This is a genomic window from Stenotrophomonas sp. MYb57, from assembly GCF_002966815.1.
Lineage (GTDB): Bacteria > Pseudomonadota > Gammaproteobacteria > Xanthomonadales > Xanthomonadaceae > Stenotrophomonas > Stenotrophomonas indicatrix.
Window position 1 is genome coordinate 1,135,219 of sequence record NZ_CP023271.1, and the last position, 18,988, is coordinate 1,154,206.

At 66.9% G+C, this 18,988-nt stretch carries 18 protein-coding genes; 4 read left to right on the top strand and 14 right to left on the bottom strand.

Annotated features, from left to right (window positions below):
- Window positions 1-10: 10 nt before the first annotated feature.
- A complete protein-coding gene (locus tag CLM74_RS05260; protein ID WP_033830531.1) occupies window positions 11-1,504 on the bottom strand; it encodes a M20 family metallopeptidase in 1,494 nt (497 codons plus the stop codon).
- A 237-nt stretch (window positions 1,505-1,741) separates the two neighbouring features.
- Between CLM74_RS05260 and CLM74_RS05265 the strand changes: the two genes are divergently transcribed.
- From CLM74_RS05265 to CLM74_RS05280, 4 genes are all read left to right on the top strand, one after another.
- Window positions 1,742-2,029: a helix-hairpin-helix domain-containing protein gene (locus tag CLM74_RS05265; protein ID WP_051562335.1), complete on the top strand. Its 288-nt coding sequence runs from the start codon at window positions 1,742-1,744 to the stop codon at window positions 2,027-2,029.
- Between the two features lie 337 nt (window positions 2,030-2,366).
- Complete coding sequence (locus tag CLM74_RS05270) at window positions 2,367-3,434, top strand: L,D-transpeptidase (RefSeq protein ID WP_105164937.1); 1,068 nt, start codon at window positions 2,367-2,369, stop codon at window positions 3,432-3,434.
- Window positions 3,435-3,451: 17 nt separating this feature from the next.
- Window positions 3,452-4,177, top strand: a complete 726-nt coding sequence (locus CLM74_RS05275) for a murein L,D-transpeptidase catalytic domain family protein (RefSeq protein ID WP_025873996.1) — start codon at window positions 3,452-3,454, stop codon at window positions 4,175-4,177.
- A 34-nt stretch (window positions 4,178-4,211) separates the two neighbouring features.
- Window positions 4,212-4,820: a HutD family protein gene (locus CLM74_RS05280; protein WP_032975832.1), complete on the top strand. Its 609-nt coding sequence runs from the start codon at window positions 4,212-4,214 to the stop codon at window positions 4,818-4,820.
- A gap of 625 nt (window positions 4,821-5,445) precedes the next feature.
- Here CLM74_RS05280 and CLM74_RS05285 read toward each other — a convergent pair.
- The 13 genes from CLM74_RS05285 to CLM74_RS05345 form a co-directional block, all read right to left on the bottom strand.
- Entirely contained in the window at window positions 5,446-7,050 is a 1,605-nt protein-coding gene (locus CLM74_RS05285; protein ID WP_105163576.1) for a sulfite reductase subunit alpha, read from the bottom strand.
- Window positions 7,047-8,018 (bottom strand): FAD:protein FMN transferase, encoded by a 972-nt coding sequence (locus CLM74_RS05290; RefSeq protein ID WP_105163577.1) that lies wholly within the window; start codon window positions 8,016-8,018, stop codon window positions 7,047-7,049. The genes CLM74_RS05285 and CLM74_RS05290 overlap by 4 nt, the downstream gene beginning before the upstream one ends.
- A 55-nt stretch (window positions 8,019-8,073) precedes the next feature.
- Complete coding sequence (locus CLM74_RS05295; protein WP_025873992.1) at window positions 8,074-8,877, bottom strand: DUF4198 domain-containing protein; 804 nt, start codon at window positions 8,875-8,877, stop codon at window positions 8,074-8,076.
- Between the two features lie 125 nt (window positions 8,878-9,002).
- Window positions 9,003-9,521, bottom strand: a complete 519-nt coding sequence (locus CLM74_RS05300) for a DUF2271 domain-containing protein (protein WP_032975835.1) — start codon at window positions 9,519-9,521, stop codon at window positions 9,003-9,005.
- A gap of 40 nt (window positions 9,522-9,561) precedes the next feature.
- Window positions 9,562-10,200, bottom strand: coding sequence for a PepSY-associated TM helix domain-containing protein (locus CLM74_RS05305; RefSeq protein WP_099842053.1), 639 nt, complete (start codon window positions 10,198-10,200; stop codon window positions 9,562-9,564).
- A 236-nt stretch (window positions 10,201-10,436) separates the two neighbouring features.
- Complete coding sequence (locus CLM74_RS05310) at window positions 10,437-12,857, bottom strand: TonB-dependent receptor (protein ID WP_105163578.1); 2,421 nt, start codon at window positions 12,855-12,857, stop codon at window positions 10,437-10,439.
- Window positions 12,858-13,005: 148 nt separating this feature from the next.
- Window positions 13,006-13,401 (bottom strand): hypothetical protein, encoded by a 396-nt coding sequence (locus CLM74_RS05315; RefSeq protein WP_080149535.1) that lies wholly within the window; start codon window positions 13,399-13,401, stop codon window positions 13,006-13,008.
- Between the two features lie 172 nt (window positions 13,402-13,573).
- Complete coding sequence (locus CLM74_RS05320; RefSeq protein WP_105163579.1) at window positions 13,574-14,251, bottom strand: Fe2+-dependent dioxygenase; 678 nt, start codon at window positions 14,249-14,251, stop codon at window positions 13,574-13,576.
- Between the two features lie 10 nt (window positions 14,252-14,261).
- Window positions 14,262-14,981, bottom strand: coding sequence for a tetratricopeptide repeat protein (locus CLM74_RS05325; RefSeq protein ID WP_105163580.1), 720 nt, complete (start codon window positions 14,979-14,981; stop codon window positions 14,262-14,264).
- A 70-nt stretch (window positions 14,982-15,051) separates the two neighbouring features.
- Window positions 15,052-17,334, bottom strand: a complete 2,283-nt coding sequence (locus tag CLM74_RS05330) for a TonB-dependent siderophore receptor (RefSeq protein ID WP_105163581.1) — start codon at window positions 17,332-17,334, stop codon at window positions 15,052-15,054.
- A gap of 153 nt (window positions 17,335-17,487) precedes the next feature.
- Entirely contained in the window at window positions 17,488-17,892 is a 405-nt protein-coding gene (locus CLM74_RS05335; protein ID WP_105163582.1) for a hypothetical protein, read from the bottom strand.
- 161 nt (window positions 17,893-18,053) lie between these two features.
- Window positions 18,054-18,386, bottom strand: coding sequence for a non-heme iron oxygenase ferredoxin subunit (locus tag CLM74_RS05340; RefSeq protein ID WP_025873985.1), 333 nt, complete (start codon window positions 18,384-18,386; stop codon window positions 18,054-18,056).
- The gene (locus CLM74_RS05345) at window positions 18,383-18,922 is read right to left on the bottom strand and encodes a GNAT family N-acetyltransferase (protein WP_100435921.1); all 540 of its coding nucleotides are present in this window, start codon (window positions 18,920-18,922) and stop codon (window positions 18,383-18,385) included. The genes CLM74_RS05340 and CLM74_RS05345 overlap by 4 nt, the downstream gene beginning before the upstream one ends.
- Window positions 18,923-18,988 lie beyond the last annotated feature (66 nt).

An 18,988-nucleotide genomic window follows, 5' to 3' on the forward strand; every position in this document is an offset into this window, starting at 1 on the left:
GCGTGCTGGATCAGCAGCAGCCGTGGTCGCCGTGGCGGGTGCCGCTGTCGGCGGCTACCGGCGAACCGCTGGTCTCGCCACGCAGGCTGGCCGCGTAGTGCTCGCTGATCACCTTGGACACGCACGCGGTGACCTTCTTGCCCATCGGGATGTGCAGGAACTCGTTCGGGCCGTGGGCATTGGAGTGCGGGCCGAGCACGCCGGTGATCATGAACTGGGCGCCCGGGAACTTCTCGCCCAGCATGCCCATGAACGGGATCGAGCCGCCTTCACCCATGTACATCGCCGGCTTGCCGAAGAAGGTCTGGCTGGCATCGTCGATGGCCTTGGTCAGCCACGGTGCCATCGCCGGCGCGTTCCAGCCGGTGGAGGCCTTTTCCAGGTCCAGGGTGACCTGCGCGCCGTTCGGCGGATCGCGCAGCAGCGCTTCCTTCAGCAGCTCGCCGCAGGTCTTGCCATCGGCAGTGGGCGGCAGGCGCAGCGACAGCTTCACTGCGGTATGCGGGCGCAGCACGTTGCCGGCCGATTCCAGCGGCGGCATGCCGCCGATGCCGGTCACCGACAGCGCCGGGCGCCAGGTGCGGTTGAGCACCAGCTCGGTCAGGTCGTCGTTCATCGGCTTGAGGCCATCGACCAGCGGGAATTTCTCGAAGATCGCGGTGTCGACCACGTCGGCCGCACGCTTGGCCTGTTCCAGGCGCTCGGCCGGGATCTCCACGTTCATGCCGTCGATCAGGATGCGGCCGGTGTCCTGGTCCTCGATGCGCGACAGCAGCTGGCGCAGCAGGCGGAAGCTTGACGGCACCACGCCGGAGGCATCACCGGAGTGCACGCCTTCGTTGAGCACCTTCACCGAGAAGTTGCCGCCGGTCAGGCCGCGCAGCGAGGTGGTGCACCACAGCTGGTCGTAGTTGGCACAGCCCGAATCCAGGCAGACCACCAGCGACGGCTTGCCGATGCGGTCAGCCAGATGGTCCACGTAGGCCGGCAGGTCGTAGCTGCCCGACTCTTCACAGGCTTCGATCAGCACCACGCAGCGGGCATGCGGCAGGCCCTGGGCCTGCAGTGCCAGCACGGCGGCCAGCGAGCCGAAGATGGCGTAACCGTCATCGGCACCGCCACGGCCGTACAGCTTGTCGCCGCGCAGGACCGGGGTCCACGGGCCCAGGTCGTCGTCCCAGCCGGTCATCTCCGGCTGCTTGTCCAGGTGCCCGTAGAGCAGGATGGTGTCGTCGCCGGTTTCGGCGCCGGTAGCCGGAATTTCCAGCAGAATCAGCGGGGTACGGCCTTCCAGGCGCACCACTTCGACCTTCAGGCCGGGCAGGTCCTGGGCCTTGGCCCAGGTTTCCATCAGGGTGACCGCCTGCTCCATGTAGCCGTTCTGCACCCAGTTGGCGTCGAACATCGGCGACTTGTTGGGAATGCGGATGTAGTCGACCAACTGCGGGACGATTTCGCTGTCCCACTTGTCATTGACGAATTGGCCGAGCTTGGCGCTGTCCATCTGAAACTCCGGTTGCATGGCTGATCCGCCCATTCTACGCCTCGGCCAAGGGTAGGGTTTTCCCTACATCACGTCGGGTATTTGGCTGGCTTTTAGAAATCCGTGAACCCTATACGCTGTGTGCATGTGGTGACGGACACTGTTTCGACCGACGGGATTGCCGGTCGGGACGGTCAGAACCACAAGGAGATACACGTCGTGCCTTGGTTTGTCGTGTTAAGGGCGCTGGTGCTGGGAATGTGGATCGCGGGAGCGCAAGCTGCCGAGCCGATCGACATCAACCGGGCCGATGCCCAGGCGCTGCAGCAGGGATTGACGATGGTCGGGGCTACCAAGGCTGCGGCGATCGTCGAGCACCGGCGCAGACACGGCCCGTTTCACCGCGTCGAGGACCTGACGCAGGTGAAGGGGATAGGGACATCGATCGTCGAACGGAATCGACGACGGATCACCGTTGGCAACACGATGTTGCCTGCGGATCCGGTACCCGGATCGGTACCGGTGCGAACCGTACCCAGGCGCTGACAACAGGAATCGTCGGAATCTGCAGGATGCAGGTTCAATGGCTGCGGACAGGATGGCTGCAGCCGCCGACCGTCGCAGGGATGCGGCACCAATCACCAGGATGGTGGCATCACAGACCTGTGGAAGGGGCTGAGATACAAACAGGACAGACGCGGCCGCGTGCAGGACGCAACGCCGCCCCCGCTTCGCAGGATGCGAGGGGGTGGCAGCAGGCCGACAGGGACGTGACGATTGCCCGGTACGACACATGGCTGTGTCGCCGGGCAATTTCTTTTGGCGCGGCTGCGACGTGCCCATGGTGTACGGTGAGGTCTTCGCATGGAATGGAACCCGCTGGATGCACCTGCACCGTTTGACCTTGATGCTCGCCGTGGCCTTGGCACTGCCGTGCGCCGCACAGGCGGCCGCCCCCTCCAAGCCTGTCGTGGCCACGACTTCCGAAGTACGCGGGCCGACCGACCTCAAGCCGGGCGAGTACCTGTGGCATCCGGAAGTCTCGCCGGCCGGTCCGATCGTGCTGGTGGTGAGCCTGGATGAGCAACGGGCTTACGTGTACCGCAATGGCATTGCCATCGGCCTGACCACGATCAGCTCGGGCAAGACCGGCCATGAGACGCCGACCGGTGTGTTCACCATCCTGCAGAAGGACAAGGACCACCGCTCCAACCTCTACAACAGCGCACCCATGCCGTACATGCAGCGGCTGACCTGGGACGGCATCGCCCTTCACGGCGGCAGCCTGCCCGGGCATCCGGCCTCGCATGGCTGCGTGCGCCTGCCGCAGGCCTTCGCCCAGAAGCTGTTCAGCGAAACCAAGCGCGGCGATACGGTGGTCGTGGCCGATGCCAAGAGCGCGCCGATGACGCTGGCCTATCCGGCGGTGCTGGCGCCGGTGAATGCACGCGGCCAGGCCCTGCCGGAAGGCGAGGGCGGTGCTCCCGACAAGGCCTGGTGGGATGATGCGGCCGCACCCAGTGGCCAGGTCGGCATCCTGGTCAGCCTGCACGACCAGCGCTTGTACGTGCTGCGCGATGGCGTGATGATCGGTGAGTCGCCGCTGAAGGCCGACGCGCTGCCAGCGTTCCAGGGCACCACCCTGTTCGTGATGGGCCAGGGCTACAGCGATACGCCCAGCCCGCTTGATGCACAGCAGCGCCTGCACCAGTGGACGGCCTATCCGCTGCTCGGCCAGGACCGCGCCCAGGCCACGCCGGACCTGCTGGCCACGCCGTCGTTGCCGATGGCCCTGCCGGCCGATTTCGCCCGCCAGCTGTACCAGGTACTGGTGCCGGGCACGACCCTGCTGGTGACGTCGCTGCCGGCGGTGCGCCCAAGCGCGGCTGAATCGGGAATGCAGCCGGTCTTGGAATCAGAGCCGCCAGCGTCCACCCTCAAGGGATCCTGAGACCTCCCTACGTGCCCATGTCTGCTTCCCGCCTGTGCCGGCTGGCCGCCCTTGGTCTGCTGGCAACCACTGCCAGCGCCCCGGCCGGGGCACAGACGCCCATTGCCGCCATCAGCGCCGATGACCTCGCCGCGCAGCTGGCACGCACCGCGCCCAAGGCCGACCGTCGGGTTCTGCAGTTGGCTGCCCACGCCATGCGCTGCGCACTGCAGCGGCCGGAGCTGGGTGTCAGCAGTGAACGCCTGAGCGTGATCGATTACTCGCGGCCATCCACCGAGCCGCGGATGTGGGTCTTCGATCTCGCCCGCCAGCGGCTGTTGTTCGAGGAGTGGGTGGCGCACGGCCGCAACAGCGGCGAGAACCGCACCGAACATTTCTCCAACCGCGATGGCAGCTTCATGTCCAGCATCGGTGCGTTCACCGCGCAGGAAACCTACATGGGCGGCAACGGCTATTCGCTGCGCCTGGCAGGGTTGGAGCCGGGGTTCAACGATCGTGCACGCGAGCGCGCCATCGTCATCCACGGTGCGCCGTATGTGAATCCGTCCACTGCGCAGTTGCAGGGGCGGTTGGGGCGCAGTCTGGGCTGCCCGGCGGTGCGGTTGTCGGTGGCCAAGCCGCTGATCGACGCGCTGCGAGGCGGCACGATGGTGTTTGCGTACTACCCCGACAAGGACTGGCTCAAGCACTCACAGCTGCTGGGCGGCGATTGCGGTACGGCTGCGGGTCTTGCAACGCGTTGATGCGTTGCGGCGCGCGGCATGATGCAATGCGCGCATGAACATCGACTCCCTGTTGCAGACCCCGAGCCAGGTGATTTCCAGCCTGGACTACCGCCGCGAACGCTGGCGCAACGGCCTCGGCTGGACCCGCGAGATCCTGCGGTTGCCAGCGCAGGGCGATGATTGGGCGTTGCGCCTGTCGGTGGCCGAGATCGAGCAGGACGCCGCGTTTTCCGCATTCCCGGGCGTCGAGCGCGAACTGGTGCTGCTGCAGGGCAATGGCGTGCGCCTGCGTTTCGAGGACGGCCGCGTAGCCGAGGTGCTGCCACCGCATGGGCGCGTGCGTTTTGCCGGTGAAGCTGCGCTGCACGGCGAGCTGGTGGACGGCACCACCCACGATTTCAACCTGATGTGGAAGCGCGGACTGCTGCAGGCCGAGCTGCTGCATCGTCCACTGGTCGGGCCGATGTTCTTCTTCTGCGAGCCGGGCGTGGCCTGGGCCCTGCACCTGTTGGGCGGGCAGGCCACGTTCGGCGCGGACAGCGGATTGCCTGCGATGCAGGCCGGCGATACCGCGTGGTTGGCCGCCGGTGAGCGTCAGCGGCATGCATTGCAGGGCGGCGGCGAGTTGTTGGCGATACGGGTGAGCGCGGCGGGCGGCTGAGCCAGCGTCGGCGCTCGGAGGCAATCATCCACGCATGGCGTGGATGTACTGCAGCATGGTTGTCACCCTGGATCCGGGTAGATCCACGCCATGCGTGGATGCGGCAGCCGATATCGCAGGTGCGGACAAGGGATCGCCGCCAGCCGTTCAGTAGATCCACGCCATGCGTGGATGCGGCAACCGATATCGCAGGTGCGGACAAGGGATCGCCGCCAGCCGTTCAGTAGATCCACGCCATGCGTGGATGCAGCAGCCGATGCCGCAGAAGGGTGCGAACAAGGGATCGCCGCCAGCCGTTCAGTAGATCCACGCCATGCGTGGATGCAGCAGCCGATGCCGCAGAAGGGTGCGAACAAGGGATCGCCGCCAGCTGTTCAGTAGATCCACGCCATGCGTGGATACAGCAGCCGATATCGCAGGTGCGAACAAGGGATCGCCGCCAGCCGTTCAGTAGATCCACGCCATGCGTGGATGCAGCAGCCGATGCCGCAGAAGGGTGCGGACAAGGGATCGCCGCCAGCTGTTCAGTAGATCCACGCCATGCGTGGATGCAGCAGCCGATGCCGCAGCAGGGTGCCAACAAAAGTTCGCACCCACCAGGAGGCAATTCGCCCCAAACGTTCGCTCAATACACGTCGCGCCGGTAACGACCGGCCAGCAGCAGCGCTTCCTTGCCGTCGGCACCGAGCACCTGCTCGATCACCGCATCCACTGCCGGGGCCATGCCCTGCAGGCTGCCGCAGACCAGGATCGTCGCGCCGTCATCGACCCACTGCCGCAGCGTGGATGCTTCGGCCAGCAGGCGATCCTGCACGTAGCGATGTGCGCCGCCATCACGGCTGAACACCGTATCCAGGCGGGTCAGCCTGCCGTTGCCGAGCATCGCCTGCAGTTCATCGCCGAAGTGGAAGTCATGCGCGGCCGAGCGTTCGCCGAACAACAGCCAGGTGCGGGCACCGCCAATGCGTGCGCGTTCGTGCAGGTGCGCGCGCAGGCCGGCGATACCAGTGCCGTTGCCGATCAGCAGCAGTGGAACATCAGCGGCGACGCCATGGAAATTCTCGTTGCGGCGCAGGCGCATCTGTACCGGCCCGCCGATCGCGGCGTGGTCGCACAGCCAGCCACTGCCGATGCCCGGCGTGCCATCGGCACGCAGCTGCCGGCGCAGCAGCAGTTCCACCGCGCCGTCGTCCATCACCGAGGCGATGGAGTATTCGCGATGTGGCAGGGGCTGCAGTGCCGCCAACAGCCCAGGCAGATCGCCTGCTGCAACCAATGACGGCAGGTGCGAGCGCGCAACGCGGGCGAGCAGCGTAGTGCCGTCGTCCAACACGGTGTCCGCATCGAAGCCCTGCGTCTGCAGCCAGTCGCGCGTGTTCCGTTCGGCATGCTGCGGACCGACCTCGGCGATGTCACCGGCCTGCCACTGCGCGCCGCTGCCGGTCGGGGGCTGCAGGCGCAGCCAATAGACCGGACCACCGGCGCTGCCGGGGTTGAGGTGGGTACGCTGCAGCAGCGTCCACGGCTGGTACTCGGCCGGTGTCCAATCGGGAAGTTCGCTCGCGCCGCCGCCGAGTTGGCCAAGCAGTTGCTGCCAGTGGCGCAGGGCAGCTGGATCGGCGTTGTCGACTTCAATGGCATCGAACAGCGGATGTGCTCCGTGCTGGCGCAGCCAGTCGTGCAGCTGGTGGCCGAACGCGCAGAAATGCCCGTAGCTGCGATCACCCAGTGCGAGCACCCCGTACTGCACGTGGTGCAGCGGCGGCGGCGTGCTCATCACCTTGCGCAGGAAGGGCAGGGCGTGGTCGGGTGCATCGCCTTCGCCGGTGGTGCTGACGATGAACAGTACACGCGCGCTGCCCGCCAGCAGGGTGGCATCGACCTCATGCAGACCGCGCAGGCGCACCGGCATGCCGGCCGAGCGCAGAGCCTGCGCACTGCGCTCGGCCAGTTCGCGGGCGAAGCCGGTCTGGCTGGACCAGACCAGCAGCATCGGTGGGTTGCCGCCTTCGGGCGTGTCGTCGCGCGGACGGCTGCGCCACCACAGCACGCCACACGCCAGCAGATACAGCGCGGTGGCGGCCAGCGCGATGCCCCATTGCCGGGCCGGCGGTGCACCCTGCCACCACGCTTCGCCCAGGTGCAGACGCAGCAGTGCCCCGCCGATCACGGCCAGCAGGGCCAGTACCATGACGTTGCCAACGGTCGCGCGCGGGAAACGCATGCTCATGCAGCCTGCTCATCCAGCAGCTGCTGGAAGGCGCTGCTGAGGGTTTCGCGTGGGCCGGTGGTGGTGCGTTCCAGATAGCGCGCGGCCAACCCCTCGCGCTCTGCCAGCGCGATGCCTGCATCGCGGCCGAGTACGGTCAGCGCGGTGGCCCAGGCGTCAGCGTGCATCGCGTCGCTGGCGACCACGGTGACGGCGGCTGCGACCTGCCGTACCGGCGTGCCGCTGCGCGGGTCAAGGCTGTGGCTGTAGGCCACGTCATCGTCGTGATAGTGGTGCCAGCGATCGCCGGAGGTGGCCACCGCCTTTCCGTCCAGCGCCAGGACACGCGGTGGCGTATCGGTGTGGGCATCTTCTTCCGGCGCCGACTCCACCAGCACGCGCCACGGCTGGCCGTCCGGCTTGCGGCCGTAACCGGCCAGTTCCCCACCGACTTCAATCAGTGCGGCATCGACACCCTGGCCGCGCAGCCAGGCGGCGACGTGGTCGACGCCGAAGCCCTTGGCGATCGCCGAAAGATCCAGCTCCAGGCCACCGGGCTGCAGCAGCGCATCGTCCTGCCAGTGCAGGCGCTGCCAGCCGCAGCGTGCACGGGTTGCCTGCAACGTGGCGGCATCGGGTGCGCGCCGTGCGCCGGCATGGGCGCCGAAGCCCCACAGCGCCACCAGCGGGCCGACGGTGGGGTCGAACGCACCGCCGCTGGCTGCAGCGATGGCCTGCGCGCAGGCCAACACATGGCGTGTTTCGATGGGAAGCACGAGGTACTGACCTGCGTCGGCACGGTTGTAGCGGCTCAGGTCGGAACCCGCTTCCCAGGTGCTCATCTGCGCGACCACTTCATCCAGACGTGCCTGGATGCCAGCATGCAGTGGATGCAGGTCGCGCTGGCGCGGTACGACCAGTGACACGCTCCAGGTGGTGCCCATGGTGGTGCCGCCCAGCCGGGCGATGTCGAGTGCGGTAGAGGTCATGGGTATGCGTGGCAGGCTGCGATACCAGGGCGTGCCGGGTATCGCAGCGCTGTCTTTACTGCGGCAGCACTTCCAGCGTGGCGACGTAGCTGAGGCGGCGCTTGGCGGCCTGCTTGACCGAGGTCTTCTTGTCCTCGGTGCCGGTTTCCAGCCAGTACATGCCGGCTTCCGGCCAGGTCACCTTGATCTCGCCCTTGGCGTCGCTGGTCAGCTTCTGCTCGTCCTGCGCGTTGCGGTAGCGGGTGCCGCCGCGCACGATCTCGAACTCCAGGCCTGCGGTCGGCTTGCCGTCGACCAGTACGCGGAAGGTGGCTTCCTCGCCGGCGAACAGGTCGTTCGGGTGACCGACGGCCACCAGTTCGATGCCGCGGTTGGTCGGCTTCAGCGCGGTGTCGTTCGGCGCCCCGTTGGTGACGAAGGTCTCCACGCGGCCGACCGACTGGCTCACTTCCAGCTTCTTCGCATCCTTGGGCAGTTCGCCGAAGGTGGCGGCGGTACCGCGCCAGCGCTTGCGCTCGCCGTTCAGCTCATAGGTGGCCGACAGGCCGTCGTTGACCGAGGCGATGCGGTAGGTGCCCTGCTGCTTCAGCTCGACGTCGAACACGCTGCGGTACTTGCCGGTGGCCGCGTTCTGCGCCTGCACGGTGCTGCCATCCGGGGCGGTGATCACCACCGATTCCAGGCGCAGCGGCACGTGATTGAAGTAGAACAGGTCGTTGGAGACCGCACCGTCGACGGTGATCCACGGCGCGTTGCCGGCGATCACGGTCTGCGAGGGCAGCAGCCAGGCCTTGTGGGCCAGGGCAGAGAAGGGAAGGGCAGCGGCCAGAGCGGCGGCGAGGACGAGCGTGCGCTTCATGCGGAAGACTCCAGGATGATTGATGGGGTCAGAGCCCTTCCTGCGGAAGTGATCCGACCCCTGGGGTGCTGCGATGGGGTCGGATCCCTTTCCAGCGGAAAGGGCTCTGACCCCGGCTCAGGCAATTACGGTTTGACGGCGAGGGTGACCTGGCCCAGTTCGGTGGCGCCCTGCGCGCGACCGTTCTGTGCGGCGGTGGCCGGCCAGGTGAAGGGAATCTTCAGCAGTTCACGGCCGCCGACTTCGCGCACCGCTTCCACCACCAGGGTGTAGTTGCCCGGGGCCAGCTGCTTCAGTGCGGGCTGCTTGTCGTTGAACGACAGCGCGTGCTTGCCGGCCGGGCGGGTCGGGCCGGTCACGCCGTCCACCGGCACCTGCAGGGTGCGGCCGCTCTTGCGCCACCACTGGCGCAGGTCGGGCAGCCACTTGGTGCCATGGCCTTCGCTGTTGCTGGTCTGCTGGTACCAGACCGACAGGTTGGCGGCGACCTTCTGGTCGGCGCCTTCCAGCCACACCGCCACATACGGGCGGTGGTACTCGGCCACGTTGAGCTTGGGCACTTCGACGTTGATGTCGAGGGTGGTGGCGTAGGCCGGCGAGGTGGCCAGCAGGCCGCTGAGGGCGATGGTCAGGGTGACGCGCATGGGGCGGCTCCGGAAGAACGGATGGAAGTCACAGTGGAAGTCAGTGGATCAGCAGCAGGGCGATCAGCAGCGGGATCATCAGGCCCAGGCCGACCAGTGGCCAGGTCATGCGTCGCTGCCGCGCATGCAGGTGCAGCAGGAACAGGCCGGTGATGCAGAACACCAGGCAGGCCACGGCGAACACGTCCAGGAACCAGCCCCATGCGGGGCCGGCATTGCGGCCCTTGTGCAGGTCGTTGAGATAGGACACCGCGCCGCGCGAGGTGGATTCGTATTCCACCGTGCCGGTTTCGCGGTCGATGCTCAACCAGGCGTCGCCGCCGGGGCGTGGCAGTGACAGATAGATTTCCTCGGCCGACCATTCGGCGGGTCGACCGCCGATGGAGATGCCCAGCTGATCGTCGAGCCATTGCCGGGCCGGGCGCGGCAGTGGTGCATTGCCGTCCTCGCGGGAGCCCAGACCGCCGAGCAGTTCGGCCGGCAGTTCCAGGTGCTGGTTCTGCACCTGTGGCTTGGCTTCGATCTTCGCGGCATGGTTCAGCGTCAGACCGGTCACCGCGAACAGGAGCATGCCGATCAGGCAGACCGCAGAGCTGATCCAGTGCCACTGGTGCAGGGTACGCAGCCAGAAGCCGCGGCTCTGCTGCTGCTGCACGGTGGAAGATGCGGGACGGCTCACGGCACGGTTCGGGACGGATGAATACTGGCCATTACATCATTGATGAGAATTGCTCGCAATTAGATGTCGTTGTGTATCCCTGAAGGGGTAGTGCCGGCCGCTGGCCGGCAATCCCATGCCACCTGAAAACATCGCGCGGTCGCCGGCCAGCGGCCGGCACTACCACGGGTCGGTGGATCCACGCCATGCGTGGATGGAGAGGTGCCGACCAAGGTCGGCACCCACCAGAGCGACGATCAGAACTTCGCGTTGAGCGAGATCCAGTAGCTGCGGCGCTGGTCCTTGGTGGCGTAGTCGTCCACGCAGTTGTACTCGCTGGGGCTGGTCAGCAGGCACGACTGCGAGACGAAGTTCTTGTCGAACAGGTTGTTGACCCGCGCGTTGACCGTCAGCCACTGCGTGGCCTTCCAGCTACCACCGAGGTGGAAGAGGGTGTAGTCCTCGTAGTAACGGGTGTGACTGGCACCGGCGGCATCAAGGATCGTGTCGCGGTAGCGGTCGTAGCGGCCTTCGCCGATCAGCGACAGGCTGATGGCATCGTTGAGCTGCCAGTTGAGGCTGGCGTTGGCCATGTGCTTGGCCGGCATGGTGCCGGTGATCGGCAGGCCCTTGCCGGAACCGGCGGTCTGCTCGCTCTTGGTCCAGGTGTAGTTGCCGCGCAGCTGCAGGTTGTCCAGCAGGTCGACGTGGCCGGCCAGTTCTGCGCCACGTGTCTCGGCCTTGTCGATGTTCACGCTCTGGGTGAAGGTGCTGTAGCCCAGCGACGCCCAGCCCGGGCCGATGTCCACGCAGTAGCCACTGCCGGCCGGCGCGACTTCACAGTTGGGGAACGTGCCGCCGCTGGCGATCTTGTCTTCGAACTTGTTGATGAAACCGGCGACGTTGAAGCCCCAGCGCTGGCCCTCGTAATAGGCGGCCAGCTCGTAGTTGGTGCTGGTTTCCGGCTTCAGGTTCGGCGAGCCCACCAGCGGCAGCACGCCCTGGCCACCAAAGCCGGTGATGCCGGGGAACAGCTGGTCCGGACGCGGGGTCTTGTAGCCGGTGCTGACGCCACCCTTGAAGGTCCAGGCATCGGTGGCATTCCAGACCAGGTAGCCGCGCGGGCTGAGGTGGCTGCCGAAGATGTTGTGGTCGTCGTAGCGCAGGCCGAAGGTGGCGGTCAGGGTGTCGGTCAGCGACCAGTTGTCCTCGGCGAACAGCGCCCACATGCGGTGCTTCTGTTTGGTGTTGCTGCGGTAGCCGGCACCGTCCATGCCGAACACGCCGTCCACCATGTCGGTGTCGTTGTACTGGCCGCCCACGGTCAGCTTGTGCGCACCGAAGTCGAGGTCGAGCATCGTGTCCAGCACGTAGCCTTCCAGTTCCATGGTACGCAGCGGCCGCGGCAGGAACGCCTGCAGGCGTGCCTGTTCGCTGGTGTTGAGTGCGGCCAGGCCGTTGTTGCGGCCGGCGGCACAGTTGTTGGCGGCACCGGTGCGGCGGCAGACGTCGTTCCACAGGGTCTGCAGGCCGGCGCGCTCGTCCAGCGTCAGCGGCAGCGAGCGGCCGAGGTTGTTGCTCTTGCTGTGGGTCAGCGAAGTCTGCCAGGTGCCGAAGCTGTAGCGGCCTTGATGGGTCAGCGAGAGCTGGTCGCGCTCATAGCGCTGGTAGGCGGTGTAGCCCACGCGCGGCTGCACCACGCGGCGGGTGACGGTGCCGCTGCCATTCGGGTTCGGCACCACCGCGTTGCCCACGCGCCACAGGCTGGCCAGGCTGTCGAGGGTGCCGGTCTGGCCTTCGCTGTTGTCGTACTTCTGGCGTGAGACGTCGTAGTCCAGCCACAGTTCGTGGTCGTCGTTGACATGGAAGTTCAGGCGCACGCCGCTGTTCCAGTTGGTGTTGGCCACCGACTTGCCGCCGCCGCCGAAACCGATGCTGCGTTCCCACAGCGTGCCGTCGGGCAGGGTCAGTGCATCCCATTCGGGATTGGATGCCTTGGCGTCGTAGTAGCTGCCGCGCACGGCCAGGCCCAGGCGATCCTTGACCAGCGGGCCGCTCAGGTACAGATCGGTGCTGCGCGCGTCGCCGAACTGGTCGTCCTGCTGCACGGTGAAGCCCTGGGTGACCGCACCGTGCCAGCTGCCCTGGTTGCGGCGGGTGATGATGTTGATGACGCCGCCCATTGCATCCGAGCCGTACAGCGTGGACATCGGGCCACGCACCACTTCGATGCGCTCGATCGCATCCAGCGGCGGCAGGTAGGCGAACTGGCCACCACCGAAGTTGTTCGGATACAGCTGGCCGGCGTTGCTCTGGCGGCGACCGTCGATCAGCACCAGGGTGTACTCCGACGGCAGGCCGCGCATGGAGATGGTGGCGCGGCCGTTCTTGTCGGTGGCTTCCAGGCCGACGTCGATGCCTTCGACGTCGCGCAGGGCGTCGACCAGGCTGGTGTAAGGGCGCTTGCTCAGCTCTTCGCGGCTGACCACGCTGATGCTGGCCGGTGCATCGACTACCTTCTGCTCGAAACCGGAGGCGGTCACCACCACCTTGTCCAGCGTCTGCGGCGCGCCGCCGGCGGCACCATTGGCGTAGGCGGGCGCCGCGACCGCAGCCAGCACAGCGCTGGTCAACAGGTGGCGGGACAGGGACGAACGGACACGATGGCGCTGGGCCATGGCAGATACCTCGAAGGATGTAGGGCAGCGCGATGCAGGGCGCGGAACGCGCACGGCAGGGCAGGGATGGCCCGGTCAGGGGCGGCAGGGGCGAAACAGGCAGCGGCGAGCCGTCGCAACCGCGCAGGCGGTCACGGCGTGCCGTGGATCAGGCGAGCGGCGGCGCCTGGCCGCGTTGCTGGCGGCGCCCGGGCGCATCGGCCCAGGGCATGTCCGGTACGGCCAGCGGCCAGTGCGGACGCGCGCCGGAGGGAACCGACGCAGAGGGAACCAGATCAAGTTCGGTGCGCAGCCAGTGGCTGGCCAGCAACAGCGGCGGGATCGGCTTGTCCGTGGACTTGGCCGGTGCCGAGGCGCAGCGCCGCAGTTTGGCCGGCGCTTCTTCCTGCAAAGGGCCTTCGCCGCCGCGCTCTTCCAGCGGCTGCTGCAGCGCCTGGGGCGCGGCAGCGTGGGCGACCGGCAGCAGCGGCAGGGTGCCCAGCAACAGCGTCAACATCGCCACCCACGCCAGCAGGCTGGCCAGCGCAGGCCGACGGCCGCGCATGGCGGTGCCGAGCTGTACAAGCCGAAGCGGGCGAGGGCGGAACGGGCGACGCAAGCGGAGATCCCTGGCTGGCCGGAACATCCGGCGTCAACGGGGCGTGATTGTAATGAGACCCGTTAGCCGTTGCAAATGAGAATGATTGCCAAATTGCGACAGGGGTGGCCTGATCGGTTCAGACCTCGCTCCAGCGTCGCAGCAGGTTGTGGTACACGCCGGTCAGCTGCAGCACCGCATCGGCATCGCCATTGGTCTGCCGCAGGCGCTCGATGGAAGTATCCATCTCCCACAGCAGACGACGCTGCACATCGTCGCGGATCATGCTCTGCACCCAGAAGAACGATGCCACGCGCGCACCGCGGGTGACCGGATTGACCTTGTGCAGGCTGCTGGAGGGATACACGATCAGATCACCGGCCGGCAATTTCACTTCGTGCTCGCCGTAGGTATCACTGATGATCAGCTCACCGCCGTCGTACTCGTCCGGGTCGGACAGGAACAGCGTGCAGGAGATGTCCGAGCGCAGCTGCTCGCCGTTGGCCAGGTTCATCACCGCGCCATCGACGTGGAAGCCGTAGGTGCCGCCGCCGCTGTAGCGGTTGAAGCGCGGTGGCAGGTACTTCAAGGGCAGCGCGGCGCTGAAGAACAGCGGATGCCGTGCCAGGGCCACCAGAATGGTTTCGCCCAGTTCGCGGCGCAGCGGCGAAGCTTCAGGCAGCTGCTGGTTGTGCTTGGCCTGCGCGCCGAGGTGGCCGACGGTCTCGCGGCCATCGGTCCAGTCGGCTGCGTCGAGCCTGCTGCGGATGTCAGCCACCTGTCCGGCGCTGAGGATGTCGGGGATGTGCAGCAGCATGCGGAAGTCCTCAGCAAGCAGACGGTGCGACCAGCGCGCGCACCTGCGGGTAGGGTGAGGCGGCCAGCTCGGGCACGATATGTGCCATGAACGCGGGACTGCCGTGATGCAGCGCCAACTGCAGCCAGTGCACGGCCTGTTCGATCTCACCGGCCTGCAGAAGGATGGAGGCGTAGTTGGCCTGGCCGCGGAAATCGCCGGCCTCGGCCGCGCGCCGATACCAGCCCAGTGCAGCCTGCGGATCGCGACCGGTGTCCAATCCATCTTCCAGATGCCGGGCCAGCAGGTTCATCGATTTGGCGTGGCCCAGATGGGCCGCGCGGGTGTACAGCGCCAGTGCCTGTGCACGGTCCTGTGGTACGCCGCGGCCGGTGGCCAGCAGGTTGGCCAGGTTGTACAGGCCCCAGTCCAGTCCGGTGTCGGCGGCGCGCCGGTACCAGACCGCTGCGAGCGAAGGATTGGCGGTGGTGCCCTGGCCCAGCTCATGGCAGCGGCCAAGCATGTTCATCGCCATCGGCGCGCCGTTGTTGGCTGCAGTCTCGTACCAGAGCAGGGCCGCAGCAGCGTCCTGGGGCGTGCCTTTGCCTTCCATGTGCATCTGCGCCAGCAGCAGCTGCGCCTCCACCTGCCCGGCCTGTGCTGCATCGCGCACGCGCGCGAAGGCAGCCTGCGGGTCGTGCAGCAGCAGGTCGGTCAGGGCGTCGGAATCAAAGGGGATGTTGGAAGCCATGCGCGGAGTATCGCCGGAAACAAAAACGGCGGCAGGAGATCCTGCCGCCGCGTGGGTGCTGCGGGTTACATCAGAACTTCACGTTCAGTGCCAGGGTGGCCGAACGACCCGGGGCGATGCTCGCGTAGTGCGACGCGTAGGCCTTGGTGAAGTAGGTCTTGTCGGTCAGGTTCTGCACGTTCAACTGCAGGCTGATGTTGTCCTGGATCGCGTAGCTGGCCATCGCATCGAAGCGGGTGTAGCTGGGGATCCACTTGGTGTTGGCCACATCACCGTACTGCTTGTCGGAGTAGTTGGCGCCGGCGCCGACGGTCAGGCCGAACGGGAAGCGGTAGGTGGTCCACAGGGTGGCGCTGTGCTTGGCGGTGTTCGGGAACACGTTGCCGTTGTACGGCGAGGGCACGTAGATGTTGGACGGGCAGGTGCGGCCGGACACGGCGCAGACGAAGCCGTTGTCCTTCAGTTCCGAATCCAGGTAGGTGTAGCCGCCGTACAGGCTCCAGGCGTCGGTCAGCTGGCCGGTGAAGCCCAGTTCCACGCCGTTGATTTCCTTCTTGCCGGCGTTCTGGCTGGTGCCGTTGTCGACGGTCACGCGCGCGTTGTCCATCACGGTGTGGAAGATCGCCGCGGTCAGGTTCAGGCGGTTGTCGAACAGGTCCCACTTGGTACCCAGTTCGAGGTTCTTGGTGTCCTGCGGCTTGAGGTCGGCCACGGCCGCGCTGAGGCCATCGGAACCATCGCCACCGTCCATGCCCGGCGGGGTGGAGGAGGTGCCGTAGGACAGGTAGATGCTGCCGTTGGCGGTCGGCTTGAAGACAATGCCGGCCTGGTAGTTCAGGAAGTCATTGTCGTTGCGCACGCGGGTCGGCGCCTTGCCGGCCACCGGGGTGGTCAGGGTGGTGGAGAAGTCGTCGTAACGCAGGCCGACGTTGATCATCCACTGCGCGTTCAGTTCGATGGTGTCGAACAGGTAAGCGGACTTGGTCTTGGTGCGCTGCTCGACGTCCAGCGCCTTGTCGCTGCGGTACACCGCATGGGTGGCCGCCCACGGATCGTTCGGGTTCGGGTTGTCGAAGCTGGTGCAGTTGTAGCCGGTGGCCGCGCCGATGGTGGGGCACTTGCTGCTGTTGGTCAGCGGATTGTTGGTGCCCGGGGTCATCAGGTAGCTGCCTCGGGTCATCTTCTCGTCGCTGTATTCCGCGCCGGCGCTGTAGCTGTGCTTCAGTGCACCGGTCTGGAAGCTGCCGGTCAGGCTCAGCTGGTCGGCGAAGCTCTTGACGTCGACGGCGCGGCTGTTGGTACGGCGCCACAAGGTGCCGTAGTTGTTCGGGTTGCCCTGGCTGTCGTCCGGCTGGGTCCACAGGTAATCGTTGCTGGTGTTGCCCAGGCGCGCGATGTTGCGCAGCTTGTGGCTGCCGAAGTCGTAGCTGCCGTCCAGCGTGCTGATGTCGGCGCGGGTGCGCTGGAAATCGCGGTCCACCAGGCCGTAGTAGTTGTTGCGGTCGGGCACCATCGGGCGGCCGTCGACCCACTTCGACACCGGCGCGCCGTTCGGGTTGCCATACGGGAAGCCGCCTGCGTCGGGCAGGTCGTCGCTCTGCATGTGGTAGTGGCTGGCGATCAGCTGCGCCGGGCCGTTCAGGCCGAACGCGATCGACGGCGCGATGCCCCAGCGGCTGACGTTGGCCGCGTCACGACCGGCAATGTCCGACTCGTGCTTCATCAGGTTCAGGCGTGCGGCGATGCCATCGCCCAGCACGTAGTTGGCATCCACGGTGCCGCGTGCGTAGCTGTCGGTGCCGATGCCCATGCTGGCAGTGGTCTCGTTCTTCAGCTTCGGGGTCTTGCTGACCAGGTTGAGGCTGCCACCACCGGAGTCACGACCGCCGTAGGCCGAACTCGGGCCCTTGACCACTTCCACCTGCTCCAGGTCGAACACTTCGCGGGTCTGCGAACCGACGTCGCGCAGGCCATCGACAAACATGTTGCTCTGCGAGTCGAAGCCGCGGATGAAGGGGCGGTCACCGGTCGGGTTGCCGCCTTCGCCGGCGCCGAAGGTGATGCCCGGGACCATGCGCAGCGCATCCTGCAGGTTGGTCGCACCGGTTTCGGCGATCAGCTTCTCCGAGACGATCGAGACCGACTTCGGAGTGTCCAGCAGCGCGGCGGTGAACTTCGGCGAGGACGGGTTGAACCAGCTGCCGCGCACCTGGACCTTGTCCAGCTCGGTGGCCTTGCTGGCGCCGGCGTCGTCGGCGGCCTGCGCGGCCAGCGGCGCGAAGCCGGCGGCGAGGGTGGCGGTGGCCAGTACGGAAACGCGAGGTGCGTACTTGCGGGTCTTGATGTGGGTCATGGGTAGGTTGGCGATGGCTTGGATCGGGAATGAGCGAGAGCTGGCCAGCACGACTCAATGGCGCGATGGCGGCGGCGAGGTTCGGGCAGTGCCAGGCCATGCCTGGCGGCAGTTCAGACGAGGCGAGGCGCACGGCAATGGCCGCAGGGCGCCTCAGATGGCGTGCGGTGCCGGAGGTGCGTGGCCGGGATTCAGGCGCAGCGAGGGGTCGTGCCGCTGCCAGCGCAGGGCATCGGAGTGCCACAGCGGGATGTGGGCCACCAGCGCAGCACGCGGCGGCGCAGCGCCGGCACAGGGCGTGCTGCCCTCTCCGTCCAGCGGAGGCTCCGGGGCCGGCGCAGCGTGGTGGGGGCATTCGTCGCTGGAAGGAGCCGGCAGCGGAGCGGCCTGGTCCATATTGTCCAGATGCGCCTGCCAGCCGGCGTGGGTGGCGTGGCCGCCGCGCCCTTCGTGCAACGCCGACCAGCCCAGCAGCAGCGTCAGCAGCGCGGCCACAAGCAGCGGCCCCCCCTGACGGGCAAGCTGGCACAGCGTGGCAGTGGGCGCGGACGAAGCCATGGCGCAGGCGGAGGCGTTACGAAGATGTTACATAGGATAACATCAACGATAATGATTCGCATGTACGGGCGTGGCAGGCCACCCGGAACGGACCCGAAAGGCCCTGGCTGGGCCCTCAGGCTGTTTCAGTAGATCCACCCCATGGGTGGATGCCTTGAACTTCAATCGCGGTCGTCGCGGGTCCAGATGGCGTCGTGTTCGCGCTTCACCGGAAACTTCGGCACTGCGGTATAGGCCGGCGCACACAGGGCGCGGCCATCACGCACGTCGAAGCGCGCGCCATGCAGTACGCATTCAACGCTGCCCTCGGCGGTGTTGAACTCGCCCGAGGACAGCTCAAATTCCTCATGCGTGCACTGGTCTTCCAACGCGTAGAGCTCGCCGTCGAGGTTGAACACCACGATCGGTGTGCCGGTCACTTCGTCGAACACGCTCTTCATTTCGCCCGGCAGCAGTTCGGCGCCGGCACAGACAAAGGTCCAGGCCTCGCTCACGCGGTGGCTCCGGCCAGCGGCTTTTCCAGGATCTCGAAGCGCAGGTCGTCGCGCTTGGGGATGCCGAAACGTTCGTCACCATACGGGAACGGCTTCTTGATGCCGGTGCGCTGGTAACCGCGGCGCTCATAGAAGGCGATCAGTTCGTCGCGGATGTCGATCACGGTCATCTGCATCACCGGCACGTTCCATTCGCGTGCGGCGAGGGCTTCGGCCGCGTCCATCAACTGCTTGCCGACGCCGCCGCCCTGCTGGGCCGGGTCGACCGAGAACATGCCGAAGTAGCCCTTGCCGTCGACGTCGGCGACGTGGGCACAGGCCACGAGCTGGCCGTCGCGTTCAGCCAGCAGGATGGTCGAGCGCGGGCGGTCCAGGTCGCCCTGGATGCCTTCGGCATCGACGCGGGCGCCGTCCAGCAGGTCGGCTTCGGTGGTCCAGCCGACGCGGCTGGCGTCGCCGCGGTAGGCCGAGGTGACCAGGGTGATCAGGGCGGGGATGTCGGCCGACGTGGCGGCGCGGAAGGTCAGAGTGCTCATGGGGGCATTCTAGGTGGGGCGGGGGCGGGCGGGGAGCTTGCTGATTCGGCTGGCTTTGCCGAGTGT